A 14,968-nucleotide genomic window follows, 5' to 3' on the forward strand; every position below is an offset into this window, starting at 1 on the left:
CCCTGAAGCGATACTTCGAATAATGTTGAAGTTTACCGTACACAAGACCTCCGGCGGCGCGCGGCGCGGCACGCTGGAGCTGAACCACGGCACCGTCGAGACCCCGGTTTTCCAGCCGGTTGGCACCTATGGCTCGGTCAAGGCGATGAGCCCGGTGGAGCTGAACGACATCGGCGCGCAGATCATCCTCGGCAACACCTTCCACCTGTGGCTGCGCCCAGGCCTGGAGATCGTCGAGCAGTTCGGCGGCCTGCACGAGTTCATCGGCTGGGACAAGCCCATCCTCACCGACTCCGGCGGCTTCCAGGTATTCAGCCTGTCCGACATGCGCAAGCTGACCGAGGAGGGCTGCACCTTCCAGAGCCCGATCAACGGCGACAAGCTGTTCCTCAGCCCGGAAATCTCGATGAAGATCCAGACCGTGCTGAATTCCGACATCGTGATGCAGCTGGACGAGTGCACACCGGGACAGGTGGACCACGCCACCGCGCAAAAGTCGCTGCAAATGAGCCTGCGCTGGGCCGAGCGCTCGCGCCGCGCCTTCAACGATCTGAACAACCCGAACGCGCTGTTCGGCATCGTGCAGGGCAATCTGTACACCGACCTGCGCCAGGAGTCGCTGGAAGGCTTGATGCAGATCGGCTTCGACGGCATCGCCATCGGCGGCCTGTCGGTGGGCGAGCCGAAACCCGAGATGTACCGCATGCTGACCGAGCTGAAGGACATGCTGCCGGCGGACAAGCCGCACTACCTGATGGGCGTGGGCACGCCGGAAGACCTGGTCCACGGCGTGGCCAACGGCGTGGACATGTTCGACTGCGTGATGCCGACGCGCAACGCGCGCAACGGCTGGATTTTCACCCAGTGGGGCGACGTCAAGATCAAGAACGCTCGCTACAAGGACGACAAGAAGCCGCTGGATGAAGAATGCGGCTGCTATGCCTGCCGCAACTTCAGCCGCGCCTACCTGCACCACCTGCACCGCGTCGGCGAAATCCTGGGCGCTCGCCTCAACACCATTCACAACCTGTATTACTACCAGGAATTGATGCGCCAGATGCGCCAGGCGATCGAGGAAGACCGCTTCGAGGACTTCCGCCTGGAATTCGCCGCCAAGCGCGCGCGCGGCGTCAACTAAGCGGGCCGGGCGGGGAACTGCGGCGCATTGCCGCCGGTCCCACGCCCTTGCCGCGCTCCATGGTTGGAAAACACATGGAGCATGGCTACAATGCCCTGTTTGAATGCAAGTCATAACACGAATTTAGGAGTTTCCCTGATGTCCTTCATTACTCCCGCCTTCGCCGCTGGCGGCGCCGCGCCCTCCGGCTTCGATCTGATGGGCTTCCTGCCCATGATCGTCATCTTCGTGCTGTTCTGGTTCCTGATGGTGCGCCCGCAGCAGAAGCGCATGAAGGAAACCCAGAAGATGCTGTCCGAGTTGCAAAAAGGCGACGAAGTGGTCACCCAAGGCGGCATCATCGGCCGCATCACCAAGACCAGCGAGCAATACCTGACGCTGGAAATCGCGGACAAGGTGGAAATCAACGTACAGCGCGGCGCCGTCAGCGCCAAGCTGGAAAAAGGCACGCTGAAAACCCTGTAAGCCACTCATGGCCGCCCCGGAAACCTCCGCAGGCGGCCTTGCTCATTTTCCATCCCAGAACTAGAACATGAACCGCTACCCTCTCTGGAAATACCTCGTCATCGTGGTGGCGCTGATCCTCTCGGCGATCTACACGCTGCCCAACTTCTACGGCGAGACCCCTGCGGTGCAGGTCTCCAGCACGCGCCAATCCATCCCGGTGGACACTGCCCTGATGGCGCGCGTGGAAGACGCGCTGAAATCCCAGAACATCAATCCTGACGGCGTATTCCTCGACAACAACGGTCTGAAGGTTCGCTTCAAGGATACCGACACCCAGCTGAAGGCGCGCGACGCCATCCAGCATGCCCTGGGCGACAACTACATCATCGCGCTGAACCTGCTGCCGGCCTCCCCGGCCTGGCTGACCGCCCTGCGCGCCAACCCGATGTTCTTGGGCCTGGACCTGCGCGGCGGCGTGCACTTCCTGCTGGAAGTGGACATGCAGGCGGCCATCGACAAGGCGATGCAGCGCTACACCGGCGACCTGAAGCGCGAGCTTAAGAACAAGCAGGTCCGCTACGGCGACATCAAGCGCAACGGCAATACGCTGGAAGTGCAGCTGCGCGACGGCGACACGCTGAAATCGGCGCAGGACGTGGCGTACCGCTCGCTGCCGACGCTGGCCATCCGCGCCGACGACAGTAGCAACAAGCTGCTGCTGACGCTGAAGCCGGAAGAAATCACCAAGATCCAGAACGACGCGGTCAAGCAGAACATCACCACCCTGCACAACCGCGTGAACGAGCTGGGCACCACCGAGCCCATCATCCAGCAGAATGGCCCGAACCGCATCGTGGTGCAGCTGCCGGGCATTCAGGACACGGCCCGCGCCAAGGACATCATCGGCCGCACCGCCACGCTGGAAGTCCACATGGTGGAAGACGACCAAGGCAAGGTATCGGAAGCGCTGGCCGGCAACGTGCCGGCAGGCTACGAGCTTTTGGACGAAGTCACTTCGCGCGGCCAGAGCAAGATCCTGCTGAAGAACGACGTGGAGTTGACCGGCGACAACATCAATGACGCCCAACCCAGCTTCGACCAGTTCGGCGCGCCTGCCGTCAGCATCAACCTGGACAGCGCCGGCGCCGCCATCTTCCGCCAGCTGACCGCCGAGAACGTCGGCAAGCGCATGGCCATGGTGCTGGTGGAAAAAGGCCGCAAGGAAGTCGTCACCGCGCCGGTGATCCGCACCGAGATCGGCGGCGGCCGCGTGGAAATCTCCGGCAGCATGAACGCCGCCGAAGCCAACGACACCGCCCTCTTGCTGCGCGCAGGCTCCCTGGCCGCCCCGATGAACATCATCGAGGAGCGCACCATCGGACCGAGCCTGGGCAAGGAAAACATCGAGAAAGGCTTCCACGCCACATTGTGGGGCTTCGCCGCCATCGTCACCTTCATGGTGCTGTACTACGGCCTGTTCGGCGTGTTCTCCGGCCTGTCGCTGGCGATGAACGTGTTCTTCCTGATCGCCATCCTGTCCATGCTGCAGGCCACGCTGACGCTGCCTGGCATCGCCGCCATCGCGCTGGCGCTGGGCATGGCGATTGACGCCAACGTGCTGATCAACGAACGGATACGCGAGGAGCTGCGCAACGGCGTGCCGCCGCACTCCGCCATTCAGGCCGGCTACAGCCACGCCTGGGCCACCATCCTCGACTCCAACGTCACCACGCTGATCGCCGGCCTGGCGCTGATGATCTTCGGCACGGGTCCGGTGCGCGGCTTCGCCATCGTTCACTGCCTGGGCATCCTGACCTCCATGTTCTCCGCCGTCGTGGTATCGCGCGGTCTGGTGAACCTGTGGTACGGCCGTCGTCGCAAACTGACCACGCTGGCCATCGGCCAGGTGTGGAAACCGGAAAACAAGGGCTAATCATGGAGCTTTTCCGCATCAAACGGGACATCCCGTTCATGAGCTACGGCAGGCTCACCACGGCGATCTCGCTGGTGACCTTCATTCTCGCCGTGTTCTTCCTGGCCACCCGCGGCCTGAACTTCAGCGTGGAGTTCACCGGCGGCACCGTGCTGGAAGTGCAGTACCCGCAAGCGGCCGAACTGGACAAGATCCGCGATAAGGTCGACACCCTGAAACTGGGCGAAGCCACGGTGCAGAACCTGGGCAGCAGCCGCGACGTGATGATCCGCCTGCCGAACAAGCCGGGCACCAGTTCGGCCCAGTTGTCGGACAAGGTGATGGGCGTATTGAAGGCTGACGATGCCGGCGTGCAGCTGCGCAAAGTCGACTTCGTCGGCCCCAGCGTCGGCGCCGAGCTGGTCTCCAGCGGCCTGACCGCGGTGATCCTGGTGTGCGTCGGCATCATGCTGTACCTGGCCCTGCGCTTCGAATGGCGCTTCGCCGTGGCGGCCATCATCGCCAATATGCACGACGTGGTGATCATCCTGGGATGCTTCGCCTTCTTCCGCTGGGAGTTCTCGCTGACCGTGCTGGCCGGCATCCTGGCGGTGCTGGGCTATTCGGTGAACGAGTCGGTGGTGGTGTTCGACCGGATCCGCGAAAACTTCCGCAAGCCGGGCACCCGCAACTTGCCGGTGGCTTCGATCATCGACAACGCCATCACCTCGACGATGAGCCGAACCATCATCACCCACTTCTCCACGGAAATGATGGTGGTGTCCATGCTGGTGTTCGGCGGCCCGGCGCTGCACGGCTTCGCCATGGCGCTGACCATCGGCATCATGTTCGGCATCTACTCGTCGGTGCTGGTGGCCAGTCCGATCGCGCTGTGGCTGGGCGTGGCGCGCGAACACATGATCAAGCCGGTGAAACAAAAAGAGGAAGCGGTGGTCTGATCCCCGCAACCTGAATGACTGGCCGGCTTGCCCGGCCAGTTTCGCGTTTACCCTCCCAGTTTGAAACGGAAATCATGGAAACCATCACGTTTTTGATCGACTTCATCCTACATATCGATGCCCACCTGACCCAACTGGTGGCGGCCTATGGCCCATGGATCTACGCCATCCTGTTTTTGATCGTGTTCTGCGAAACCGGCCTGGTGGTCACCCCCTTCCTGCCGGGCGATTCGCTGCTGTTCGTCGCCGGCGCCCTGGCGGCGATGGGCCAGATGAACCCGCACTTGCTGGTGCTGCTGCTGATCGTCGCCGCCATCCTGGGCGACGCCACCAACTACGCCATCGGCCGCAATGTCGGCATGAGATTGTTCGGCATGTTCCCGCGCCTGCTGAAGCAGAGCTACCTTGACAAGACCCATGCCTTCTACGAGCGCCATGGCGGCAAGACCATCATCTTCGCCCGTTTCGTGCCCATCGTGCGCACCTTCGCGCCGTTCGTCGCCGGCATCGGCAAAATGCATTATCCGCAATTCTTGAAGTACAACGTGGTGGGCGCCATCGCCTGGGTGGTCGGCTTCGTCTACGCCGGCTACTTCTTCGGCAACCTGCCCTTCGTGCGCAAGAACCTGGAGCTGCTGATCTTCGGCATCATCTTCGTCTCCTTCCTGCCGGGCATCATTGAAATCGTCCGTCACAAGCGGGCATCGCTCAAAGCTTGATTTATTTGCCACAAAATCCACAAAAAACACGAAAATAAATCCAAAGCCAGCCAGTTGTTCTTGGCTGGCTTTGTCATCAGCCAATGCCTGCGCCCTGGCAACCTATTTTCGTGTTGTTTCGTGCCTTTCATGGCCTACCGGTTTGCAAAAAAAATGAAACGCATCCAACGCCTGCCCGACCACCTCGTCAACCAGATCGCCGCCGGCGAAGTGGTGGAACGCCCCGCCTCCGCGCTGAAGGAAATGCTGGAAAACAGCCTGGACGCGGGCGCCAGCAAGATCAGCGTGGATTTGGCCCAGGGCGGCATCAAGCTGATCCGGGTGACGGACAACGGCAGCGGCATCGCGGCCGAAGACCTGCCGTTGGCGCTGGACCGCCACGCCACCAGCAAGATCGCGTCGCTCGACGATCTGGAATCGGTGGCGACGCTGGGCTTCCGCGGCGAGGGCTTGGCCAGCGTGGCGTCGGTATCGCGGCTGACCCTGACCAGCCGCCCGCACGACGCCGAGCACGCCCACCAGATCATCGCCATCGACGGCACCCTGCACCCGGTGGAGCCGGCCGCCCATCCGCACGGCACCAGCGTGGAAGTGGTGGACCTGTATTTCAACACGCCGGCGCGGCGCAAATTCCTGAAGAGCGAGAACACCGAATACGCGCATTGCGAGGCGACGTTCGAGCGCATCGCGCTGGCGCATCCGGAGGTGGAGTTCCTGCTGCGCCACAACGGCAAGGTGATCTGGCGGCTGCCCGCGCAAAGCGCCGAAGACCGCGTGGCCGCGCTGTTGGGCAAGGACTTCGTCGCCGCCGCCATTCCCCTGCAAAGCCAGGCCGGCCCGTTGGCGCTGACCGGCTTCGTCGCCTCGCCCACCTACTCCAAGGCCAGCCGCGACGCCCAATACTTCTACGTCAACGGCCGCTTCGTGCGCGACAAAACCGCGCAGCACGCGCTGCGCCAGGCCTATCGCGACGTGCTGCACCACGACCGCCACCCAGCCTACGCGCTGTTCTTCACGCTTGAGCCGTCCGGCGTGGATGTCAACGTGCACCCGACCAAGATCGAAGTCCGCTTCCGCGAAAGCCAGGCGGTGCACCAGTTCCTGTTCCACAGCGTGCACAAAGCATTGGCCGGCACCAGCGCCGGCGCCGCGCCGACGGTGCAGGTGGAAGACTCGACGCCAGACGCCGCGCCGGCGCTGTCGCGCGGCGAGTCGGCCCCGTTGTTCGGCAACAACTCGACGGCGCCCGCTGCGCGCCCAGCCTCATTCAGCGCGCCGGCGGCGCAGCCCTTCCGCTATCAGCAACAGGCCATCCCGCTGAACGTGGCGCGCGAGGCGGTAGGCGTCTACGACAAGCTGTTCGGCGGCCTGCGCGAAGAAGAAAGGGCGCTGTCCCACGCCGAGCCGACCATGCCCTCCCCCGCCGCGCCGCTGCCGCATCCGGCCGTGCTAGCCATGCCCGCCCACGACGAAGACGGCATCCCGCCGCTGGGCTTCGCGCTGGCGCAGCTGCACGGCGTCTACATCCTCAGCCAATGCGCAGAAGGCCTGATCCTAGTGGACATGCACGCGGCGCACGAGCGCATCGTCTACGAACGGCTGAAAACGGCGCTGGAGACCGACTCCATTCCGCTGCAGCCCTTGCTGCTGCCGGTTTCGTTCGCCGCCGACCGCATGGAAGTGGCCACCGCGCACGGGCATGGGGAGGAAATGAAAAAGCTGGGCGTGGAGCTGGCGCCGCTGTCGCCGACACAGATCGCCGTGCGCGGCGTGCCGGTGTGGCTGAAAGACGGCGATCCAGTGGAGTTGGCGCGCGCGGTGCTGAAGGACGTGCGAGAGTTCGGCCTCACCCAGGTGCTGACCGAGCGCCGCAACGAGCTGCTGGCCACCATGGCCTGCCACGGCGCCGTGCGCGCCAACCGCCAACTGACGCTGCCGGAAATGAACGCCTTGCTGCGCGACATGGAAGCGACGGAACGCTCCGGTCAGTGCAACCACGGCCGCCCCACCTGGACGCGGCTGACCATGCGCGACCTGGACAAGTTGTTCATGCGCGGGCAGTGAGCGCCTTTTAGGACACCGTTGACGTTGGCCGCAGGGATCGCGTTTGAGCTACGCCAAACCCGCAGGGCTGGGCGCCTTTCCCGCCAATTCTTCGTTGTTCCGCGCTGGCAGAGAACGAAATGCGGCGCGCGAAATGCCTCGATTCGGCGCAAAACGCATCCGCGCGCGAACGCTTTGCCAACGTCGACAGCCTCTCGGAACGTGTCCAGTATCTTTCGCTTTTAAACCTGGCCAATCAAAAAGAGCCCGACCCGCTTGCATCAGCCAAACAAGGGCAAGCCGCACTCGACCTTGCCGATGAAGTCGTACAGCACATCGGTGGTCGGCCCCATCACCGAGGCGGCGCGGAAAAAGCGCTCAACGCCGACTTCTTTGCGGAAAGCCGCGCCGCCGCATACCCGCATCGAGATATCAGCCACCGTCAGCGCATTCTCTCCGGCGCAAGCCTTAACCATCAACACTTTCAGCATCGCATCGGACCGACCGGCCTCCAGGGCGGACAAGGTATCATCCCGCAAGGCCCGCGCCGAGGCGGCGGCAACTCTAGCACGCGCCAGATAGGCCCTGATCGTCGGCAAGTCGGCCAAGGAGCTGTCCAGATGGTGGAAACGGGTCAAGCCCACATGCTGGGAGGCGCGCTGCAGCATCGCGTCCATCATGCCGATGGAGCAGGACGCATTCAGCACGGCGAATACCGGCAACACTTTTCCAACCATGATATCGAAACCGCCGCCATCCTCGCCCAACAGGTTGGCGAGCGGCACCCGCGCCTGCCGCGCCTGTACCGGGGCGGAAGCATTGCCGCGCAAACCCATGCCATCGAACGGTTTGACGCGGTGCAGGCCAGGCGTGGCGCTAGGCACCCACCACATGCTGCTGGCCCCTTCCGCAGCCAACGGCCGCGACGACCAGACATATGAGTTAGCTTCTTGGGCCGAGGTAATCCACGATTTGTCGCCATCGAGCACCACCTCATCGCCATCCTGCCGCGCCGTACTCAGCGAGGCCCAGAAATGTCTGCGAGAGCCGGCTTCGGACCAGGCAAGCGTGGTCAAGTGGCGACCGGCGGCAATATCGCGCCGCACGGCCTCGGCGCCGTAGGCTTCCAATACCAAGGCGCCGCAAAAGTGCATGGTCAACACCATTGCCGTGGATGGGCAGGCTTCCGCTACCTTTTCCACCGCCAGGGCAGCCGCGCGCAGCCCCTCACCCGCGCCGCCTACCTCGATGGCGCTGATCCACCCCAACACGCCAGCCTGCCCCAAAGCCTCGATGCCGGCGCGGGGAAAGCGCGCTTCCGCATCCACGCCAGCCGCCTGAGGTTCGATGACATCCGCGATGGCTTGCGCCAGGCGTTCCAGATTAGATGGCATAGGCTCCTTCTGCGGAAAAAGATGTGGGCTTAAGATAGGCAGCATAGTTTTTGCGCAAGCGCACCAGCGCGGGGACAATGATGGCGATGCAATAATCCTCTATCGGATGATTGTCGTAATAACGCTGATGGTCAGACCCGGCCGGCCAAAAGGGCTGGGCATCCGCTACTTCGGTCACGATGGGACTGAGGTAGCGCCCCTCATTGTTCATCCGCTCTATCATAGCCTCGGCCAATGCTTTCTGGCCGGGTGTCTGGGCGAAAATAACCGAATGGTAGAGATGCCCCACTTCGTCCCCCTGCCGGTCCCACGAGGTGGGATCATGGAAGTCGAAGTAAATCGTATAGAGAACTTCTAGGCTGATGACTCGCGGATCGAACACCACCCTCACCACTTCGATATGGCCGGTTGCATCGCCCACCACATCCTCATACGTAGGGTTGGCCAGCGTGCCGCCGCAAAAGCCGGACACCACGTCGGACACGCCATTGAGGCGGCTGAACAAGGCCTCGAAGCACCAATAGCATCCACCACCCAGAATGATGGTTTCCATGTCCGTCCATTCGATTCGCTGCAACCACTAACGTTATAGCTCAGATCGTCGCCGCCAGGTTTAGAAGTAGTCACGCATCCGGTAATAAGCCATCCCCAACACCAGCGCCGGCGTGCGCAGCAGCTTGCCGCCGGGAAACGCCCGGTGCTGGATCTTGGCGAACAAGTCCAGCCTCGACGAGGTGCCGGCGATGGCTTCCGCCACCACCTTACCGGCCAGCCCGGTGATGTTGACGCCGTGGCCGGAGAAGCCTTGCAGGTAGTAGACATTGCCCGACAGCCGGCCAAAATCCGGCGCGCGGTTGACGGTGATGTCGCAGAAGCCGCCCCAGGCATAGTCGATGCGCGCGTCGGCCAGTTGCGGGAACACCCGCAGCATGTCGGCGCGCATGGCGCCGGCCAGGTCGCGCGGCTCGCGGCCGGAGTAGCTGACCTTGCCGCCGAACAGCAAGCGGTGGTCGGCCGACAAACGGTAGTAATCCAGCACGAAATTGGTGTCGCACACCGCCATATTGTCGGCGATCAGCGCGCGCGCCCTCTCCTCGCCCAGCGGCTCGGTAGCGATGACATAGGTGCCGGCCGGCATGATGCGCCGCTCCAGCTCTGGAACCAGCGCGCCGATGTAGGAGTTGCAGGCCAGCACCACCTGGCTGCAGGACACCACGCCATGCTCGGCATGGACCCTGGGCGCCGCGCCCTGCTCCAGGCGGGTGGCCGGCGATTGCTCGTAGATGTCCACGCCGGCGTCCCGCGCCGCCTGGGCCAGGCCCAGCGTGTAATTCAGCGGATGCAGGTGGCCGGAGCGCGGATCGAACAGCCCGCCCTGGTAACGCTCGCTGGCCAGCTTGTCGCGCAGCGTGGCGCGGTCCCACAGCTGCTGACCGCCGTAGCCATAGCGCTGCTCGGCCTCGCGCTGCCAGTCTTCCAGATCTTGCATATGGCGCGGCTTGACCGCCACATTGACGTAACCGCGTTGCCAGTCGCAACGGATGCCATGCTTGCGCACACGCTCGTCGATGATGTCCACCGCCTCCACCGACATGTCCCACAGCGCCTTGGCCGCCTCGTCGCCCACCTGGGCGCGGATGCCGGCTATATCGCTGGCGAAACCGGCGATGACCTGTCCGCCGTTGCGGCCTGAGGCGCCGAAGCCCACATGCGAGCCTTCCAGCAGGATCACCGAAAAACCCTTCTCGCGCAGATTCAATGCCGCGGACAAGCCGGCTAGGCCGCCGCCCACCACGCACACGTCGCAACGCGCCTCGCCGCGCAAGGGAGGACGCGGGTCCCAGGCATGGGCGGTGGCGGCGTAATACGACGGCGGATGCGGTTGATGGGCGAAACGCAGCATGGAATGTCCTCGGCGGAGCAAAGCGGAATGGCGGCCCCGGTCGCGCCGGGGCCGTGGACGGTCACATCATCAAGACGACGGGGGTGTCTCCGCGCCAGCTGACATAGACCGGCTCGTCCCAGGTGGGGGCGGTTTCATTGGCGTCGAACCAGCGCGACGACGGCACCACCGATTTGACGATCTTGCCGCTGGCCAGTTTCACGTGATAGATGGAATAACTGCCGAGATAGGCGATATCCTGCACTTTGCCGGCCGCGCGGTTGGGGCCTGGCGGCAGAGGCTGCTTGTCCAGCCGCACATCCTCCGGCCGCACGCTGGTCCAGACATGCATGCCCTTTGGGCCGGTGATGCCGTGCTCGATGCGGATCATGCCGCCCAGTTCCTGCGAGTTGATCTCCACCAGGTCCGGCTCATCCACCACCACCGAACCCTCGAACATATTGGTTTCGCCGATGAACTCGGCGGTGAAGCGACAGTTCGGATATTCGTAGATCTCGGTCGGCGTTCCCACCTGCAGTAGCTTGCCCTCGCTCATGATGCCGATGCGGCTGGCCATGGTCATCGCCTCTTCCTGATCGTGCGTCACCATGATGCAGGTCACGCCCACCGCCTCGATGGTGTTGACCAGCTCCAGCTGGGTCTGCTGCCGCAGCTTCTTGTCCAAGGCGCCCAGGGGCTCGTCCAGCAGCAGCAGCTTGGGCCGTTTCACCAGGCTGCGGGCCAAGGCCACGCGCTGCTGCTGGCCGCCGGACAATTGGTGCGGCTTGCGGCCGGCGAACTTGCGCATCTGCACCAGATCCAGCATTTTCGCCACCCGTTCGGCGATCTCGTCCTTGGCCACGCCATCTTGCTTAAGGCCAAAGGCGACATTCTGCTCCACGGTCATGTGCGGAAACAGCGCGTAGTTCTGGAACATCATATTGACCGGCCGCTCGTACGGCTGCAGCCCTTGCATGTCCTGGCCATCGAGGATGATGCGGCCGGAGGTGGGCGTTTCCATCCCGGCCAGCATCCGCAGCAGCGTGGACTTGCCGCAACCGGAACTGCCGAGCAGGGCGAAGATTTCGTTCTTGCGGATGTCCAGGTCGATATGGTCCACCGCCAGGTGATCGCCGAACTTCTTGACTACCCCCGATATCCGCAGGTAGGCCGCCTCCTCGACGGCGGCCGCGCTGGCCGCGCCGCCGGCAGGAATGGCTGCTGCTTGTTTAGTGGCCGCGATGGCTTCCGACATGATCTGACTCCCTCCGACTCGGCGCCTCGCGGCGCCGCTGCTGTTGAGCGCATGCTGAGATGGAACGGGAGCGCCTGCCGGCCTCCCTCGGACTTGAACCAGGCTAACGCGGGCAAGGCATGGCAGGATGCATCAAGACCGATGGCCTGCCCACACCCGCTTCGCGCTGCATGAAAAGATTAAACGATGAATGGCCCGAGCGGGAAGATGCGGACAGCCGCGCCGGCGGCATGACGATAAAGGCAGCCATGATGTCTCCTCTTGTCTTGGCCGGCGTCTGATGCGCCAGCTTTGGCACAGCCTATGCCATGTTTAATAAATTTGACAAGTACGAGATGAAATCCTGGGCCTGGACGATCTGCGGCTTGTCGCGTGCAAGCCGCAGACCATTCAAGAGCAGAGGATCAAGCCAGCCAAACAGACGGTTAGCGAATGGAAGAGGGATCGGTTTGGCAATCACATGCCGCAGCCGGCTTGGCTGGCTGCCGGCGCTCGACGAACAAGCTGTTGCCCGGGATCTTCTTGGCCTGCTTCTTGGCTTCAGCCGTCACCGCGCCGATTTCATGATGGCTGACATACTGGCCGGCCCGCACTTTGACCACGCCCAGCGACAGGGTCGTCAAGGGCAGGAACATGGTTTCGCCGCTGCGGACCGCCACCTCGAAGCCGCCAGCGGCGCGATGCGCCTCGGAGAAATGCTGCGAGGCCTGCTGGCCAAACTCGCGCAGCATCAGCCGCAGCCGCGCCTCCCAGTCCTCCGACTGCATCAGCACCACAAAGTCGTCGCCGCCGACATGGCCGACGAAGTCGCGTTCCGGATCGGCATGTTCCAGCAACAGATGCGCCACCAGTTCGATCAGGTTGTCGCCGGCGGCATAGCCGTATAAATCGTTAAACGGCTTGAAGTGGTCCAGGTCCGCATAGGCCACCACAAACGGCGACTGCATGCCGAGCAGGCGGTCTATCGTTTCATTGATCGGCACATTGCCGGGCAAGCCGGTCAGCGGATTGGCGTAGCGCGCCGCCGACAGCTGCAGCTCGGTGATCTTGCGCATCAGCGCGAAACCGGTGCCCATGCCCAGATAGCGGCCGTTCTCCGTGATGATGAAGCCATCCACCAGATAGCGTTGCTCCGCGGCCACCACCAGGCTGGACAGCTCTTGAATATTGATGTCGGCGTTCACCACCAAGGGCTGCTTGTCCATCATCATATGGCACGGCTTCTTGCCGTACAGCTCGCGATTGAACGGTTTGGCGAAGCTTTCCAGCAAATGATGGCGGCGCAACAACCCTACCGGCACGCCATCCTCCACCACCGGGATGGCAAAGCAGTCCGGATGATCGGCAAAACGGCGGTAAGCCGCTTCGTTGGCCACCTTGGACTCCATCGGCGCCACTTCCATCAGCAAATCGCGCGCCAGTGGCTGGTTGCGCAGCCCCAAGCGGCGGCTGCCGGCCCACGGCAGCATATCGTTCTGCAAGGGCAGCTCCAGCACCGGATGCGCCTGCGGCCTCGCCAGCAGATAGCCCTGGCCGTAGCGCACGCCCAGCCGGCGCAAGGTGCGCAGCTCGGCCGGCGACTCTATGCCTTCCGCCACCAGCAGCGAGCCGGATTGGCGGGAAATATCCACCATCGAGCGAACGAATTGCTCTTTCAACGGGTCCAGATGGATGTTCTGTACGAAATGTTTGTCCAGCTTGACGAAATCCGGACGCAGCTCGGACCACAGCCGAAGATTGGAAAAGCCCTCGCCCAGATCGTCCAGCGCGACGCGCAGTCCGCCCTGGCGACAGCGGTCCGTGACTTCGCGCAAAGCCAGATAGCCGCCATTGGGGCGGGTTTCCGTCAACTCCAGAATCACGCGCTTGCTGTCCAGGCCGATCTGGCTGAAGAACGAAAAGATGGCAGCCGGGCGCTGGCCTTGCACCAGCAGCGTCTCCGGGCTGGTATTCACGAACAGCAAGCCAGGCAGGGACAGCTCGGCAAAACGTTCCGCGCAGGTGCGCAAGCAGGCCTGATCCAGCGCCAGCAGCATCTGGCATCGTTCGGCCGCCTCGAACAGCATCATCGGCGAATGCAACATGCTGTCCGACGGCCCGCGGATCAGCCCCTCGTAACCCAGGATGGCCCCGGTTTCCAGATCCACGATAGGCTGGAATACCGGCTGCAGCTTGCGCTGGCCGATGATTTCTTCCAGTTCGTGACACCAGCCAGCCAATCCATCCCGCACGGTTGGCTCGACGCAAGTTTGCATGATCTTTAAAAACAGTCCGATTGCGTTAAACAACGTTAATCTAAAACAATTAAATGTCATCTAGATTACATACGCCGTTTGCATTCCATCCCTATTCAGCGCGGCCTGAGCGGTTCTAGAATGAAAACACCACCCTAAGCCACAGGAGCCCGCCATGCCTCACGCCCAGATCGCCGGACACCGGGTCTATTACGAGGAGAGCGGCCATGGCGTTCAGCCGCTGCTGTTGCTGAACGGCATCACCATGTCCACCGTAGGCTGGACGCTGATGGCGCCGGCGCTGGAGCAGCATTTCCGCCTGCTGCGTCTGGACTTTCTCGGCCAAGGCCAAACCGATCATCCGCCCGCCGAGCACTATCAGCTGGCGGAACAAGCCGACCTGGCCGCCGGACTGCTGGCGTGGCTGGGCATCGACCAGGCCTACGTGGTAGGGTTGTCCTACGGCGGCATGGTGGCGCAGCACCTGACCCACCGTCATCCAGGCCGCGTGTCGCGGCTGCTGCTGGCCGGCACGCTGGCCTGGGCTGACAGCGTCAATAGCCATATCGGCGACAGCTGGATCGCCGCCCATCACCAGGGCGGCCTGGACTTGCGCTACCAGATCAGCGTCCCCTGGTTGTTTTCCAGCCGCTTCCTCTCCGGCAACGCCGGCATGCTGGAAAACCTGAAAGTGCTGGCCGGCATGGTGGATTGGGATGCGGTGATCCGCCTGATAGAGGGCGTCAAGCAGCACGATTCCCGCACCTGGCTATCACAATTGCAACTCCCGGTGCATATACTGGTCGGAGACGAGGACAGGCTGACGCCGCTATATCAGGCCCGGCTATTGCACGAACTGATCCCGAACGCCGAGCTGGAAATCCTTCCCGGCGTCGGCCATGTGCTGCATATCGAAGCCGCGGAAGCCTTCGTCCGCAGCATCATCCGTTTCGGCGCCCGCTGAGGCGGCCACAACACCAAGGGG

Annotated in this window: 12 protein-coding genes; 7 read left to right on the forward strand and 5 right to left on the reverse strand. The window is 63.1% G+C overall.

Going from position 1 to position 14,968, the window contains the following annotated elements:
• The first annotated feature begins 22 nt into the window (after nucleotides 1-22).
• From tgt to mutL, 6 genes are all read left to right on the forward strand, one after another.
• Nucleotides 23-1,138 carry a tRNA guanosine(34) transglycosylase Tgt gene (gene tgt / locus BI343_RS14930; RefSeq protein WP_043626579.1) on the forward strand — a complete coding sequence of 372 codons (1,116 nt, stop codon included), beginning with the start codon at nucleotides 23-25 and terminating at the stop codon, nucleotides 1,136-1,138.
• Between the two features lie 138 nt (nucleotides 1,139-1,276).
• Complete coding sequence (gene yajC, locus BI343_RS14935) at nucleotides 1,277-1,603, forward strand: preprotein translocase subunit YajC (RefSeq protein WP_043626576.1); 327 nt, start codon at nucleotides 1,277-1,279, stop codon at nucleotides 1,601-1,603.
• Nucleotides 1,604-1,670: 67 nt separating this feature from the next.
• The gene (gene secD / locus BI343_RS14940) at nucleotides 1,671-3,518 is read left to right on the forward strand and encodes a protein translocase subunit SecD (protein ID WP_043626573.1); all 1,848 of its coding nucleotides are present in this window, start codon (nucleotides 1,671-1,673) and stop codon (nucleotides 3,516-3,518) included.
• Between the two features lie 2 nt (nucleotides 3,519-3,520).
• Complete coding sequence (gene secF, locus BI343_RS14945) at nucleotides 3,521-4,456, forward strand: protein translocase subunit SecF (protein WP_043626570.1); 936 nt, start codon at nucleotides 3,521-3,523, stop codon at nucleotides 4,454-4,456.
• Between the two features lie 74 nt (nucleotides 4,457-4,530).
• Nucleotides 4,531-5,175, forward strand: a complete 645-nt coding sequence (locus BI343_RS14950) for a DedA family protein (RefSeq protein ID WP_071110275.1) — start codon at nucleotides 4,531-4,533, stop codon at nucleotides 5,173-5,175.
• Between the two features lie 153 nt (nucleotides 5,176-5,328).
• Nucleotides 5,329-7,239, forward strand: coding sequence for a DNA mismatch repair endonuclease MutL (gene mutL / locus BI343_RS14955; RefSeq protein WP_071110276.1), 1,911 nt, complete (start codon nucleotides 5,329-5,331; stop codon nucleotides 7,237-7,239).
• Between the two features lie 260 nt (nucleotides 7,240-7,499).
• Here the strand turns inward: mutL and BI343_RS14960 are convergent, their stop codons facing one another.
• The 5 genes from BI343_RS14960 to BI343_RS14980 all read right to left on the reverse strand — a co-directional run bounded on the left by BI343_RS14960 (nucleotide 7,500) and on the right by BI343_RS14980 (nucleotide 14,004).
• A complete protein-coding gene (locus tag BI343_RS14960) occupies nucleotides 7,500-8,612 on the reverse strand; it encodes an acyl-CoA dehydrogenase family protein (RefSeq protein WP_244886668.1) in 1,113 nt (370 codons plus the stop codon).
• A complete protein-coding gene (msrA, locus tag BI343_RS14965; RefSeq protein WP_071110363.1) occupies nucleotides 8,602-9,165 on the reverse strand; it encodes a peptide-methionine (S)-S-oxide reductase MsrA in 564 nt (187 codons plus the stop codon). The genes BI343_RS14960 and msrA overlap by 11 nt, the downstream gene beginning before the upstream one ends.
• Before the next feature lie 60 nt (nucleotides 9,166-9,225).
• The gene (locus BI343_RS14970; RefSeq protein WP_071110277.1) at nucleotides 9,226-10,515 is read right to left on the reverse strand and encodes an NAD(P)/FAD-dependent oxidoreductase; all 1,290 of its coding nucleotides are present in this window, start codon (nucleotides 10,513-10,515) and stop codon (nucleotides 9,226-9,228) included.
• 61 nt (nucleotides 10,516-10,576) lie between these two features.
• Entirely contained in the window at nucleotides 10,577-11,749 is a 1,173-nt protein-coding gene (locus BI343_RS14975) for an ABC transporter ATP-binding protein (RefSeq protein ID WP_083340993.1), read from the reverse strand.
• 425 nt (nucleotides 11,750-12,174) lie between these two features.
• Nucleotides 12,175-14,004 (reverse strand): GGDEF domain-containing protein, encoded by a 1,830-nt coding sequence (locus BI343_RS14980; RefSeq protein ID WP_071110278.1) that lies wholly within the window; start codon nucleotides 14,002-14,004, stop codon nucleotides 12,175-12,177.
• Between the two features lie 154 nt (nucleotides 14,005-14,158).
• On the opposite strand from BI343_RS14980, the gene BI343_RS14985 reads away from it, so the two are divergent.
• Nucleotides 14,159-14,947, forward strand: a complete 789-nt coding sequence (locus tag BI343_RS14985) for an alpha/beta fold hydrolase (RefSeq protein WP_071110279.1) — start codon at nucleotides 14,159-14,161, stop codon at nucleotides 14,945-14,947.
• The last annotated feature ends 21 nt before the right edge of the window (nucleotides 14,948-14,968 follow it).

Source organism: Chromobacterium amazonense, from assembly GCF_001855565.1.
Classification (GTDB): Bacteria; Pseudomonadota; Gammaproteobacteria; order Burkholderiales; family Chromobacteriaceae; genus Chromobacterium; species Chromobacterium amazonense.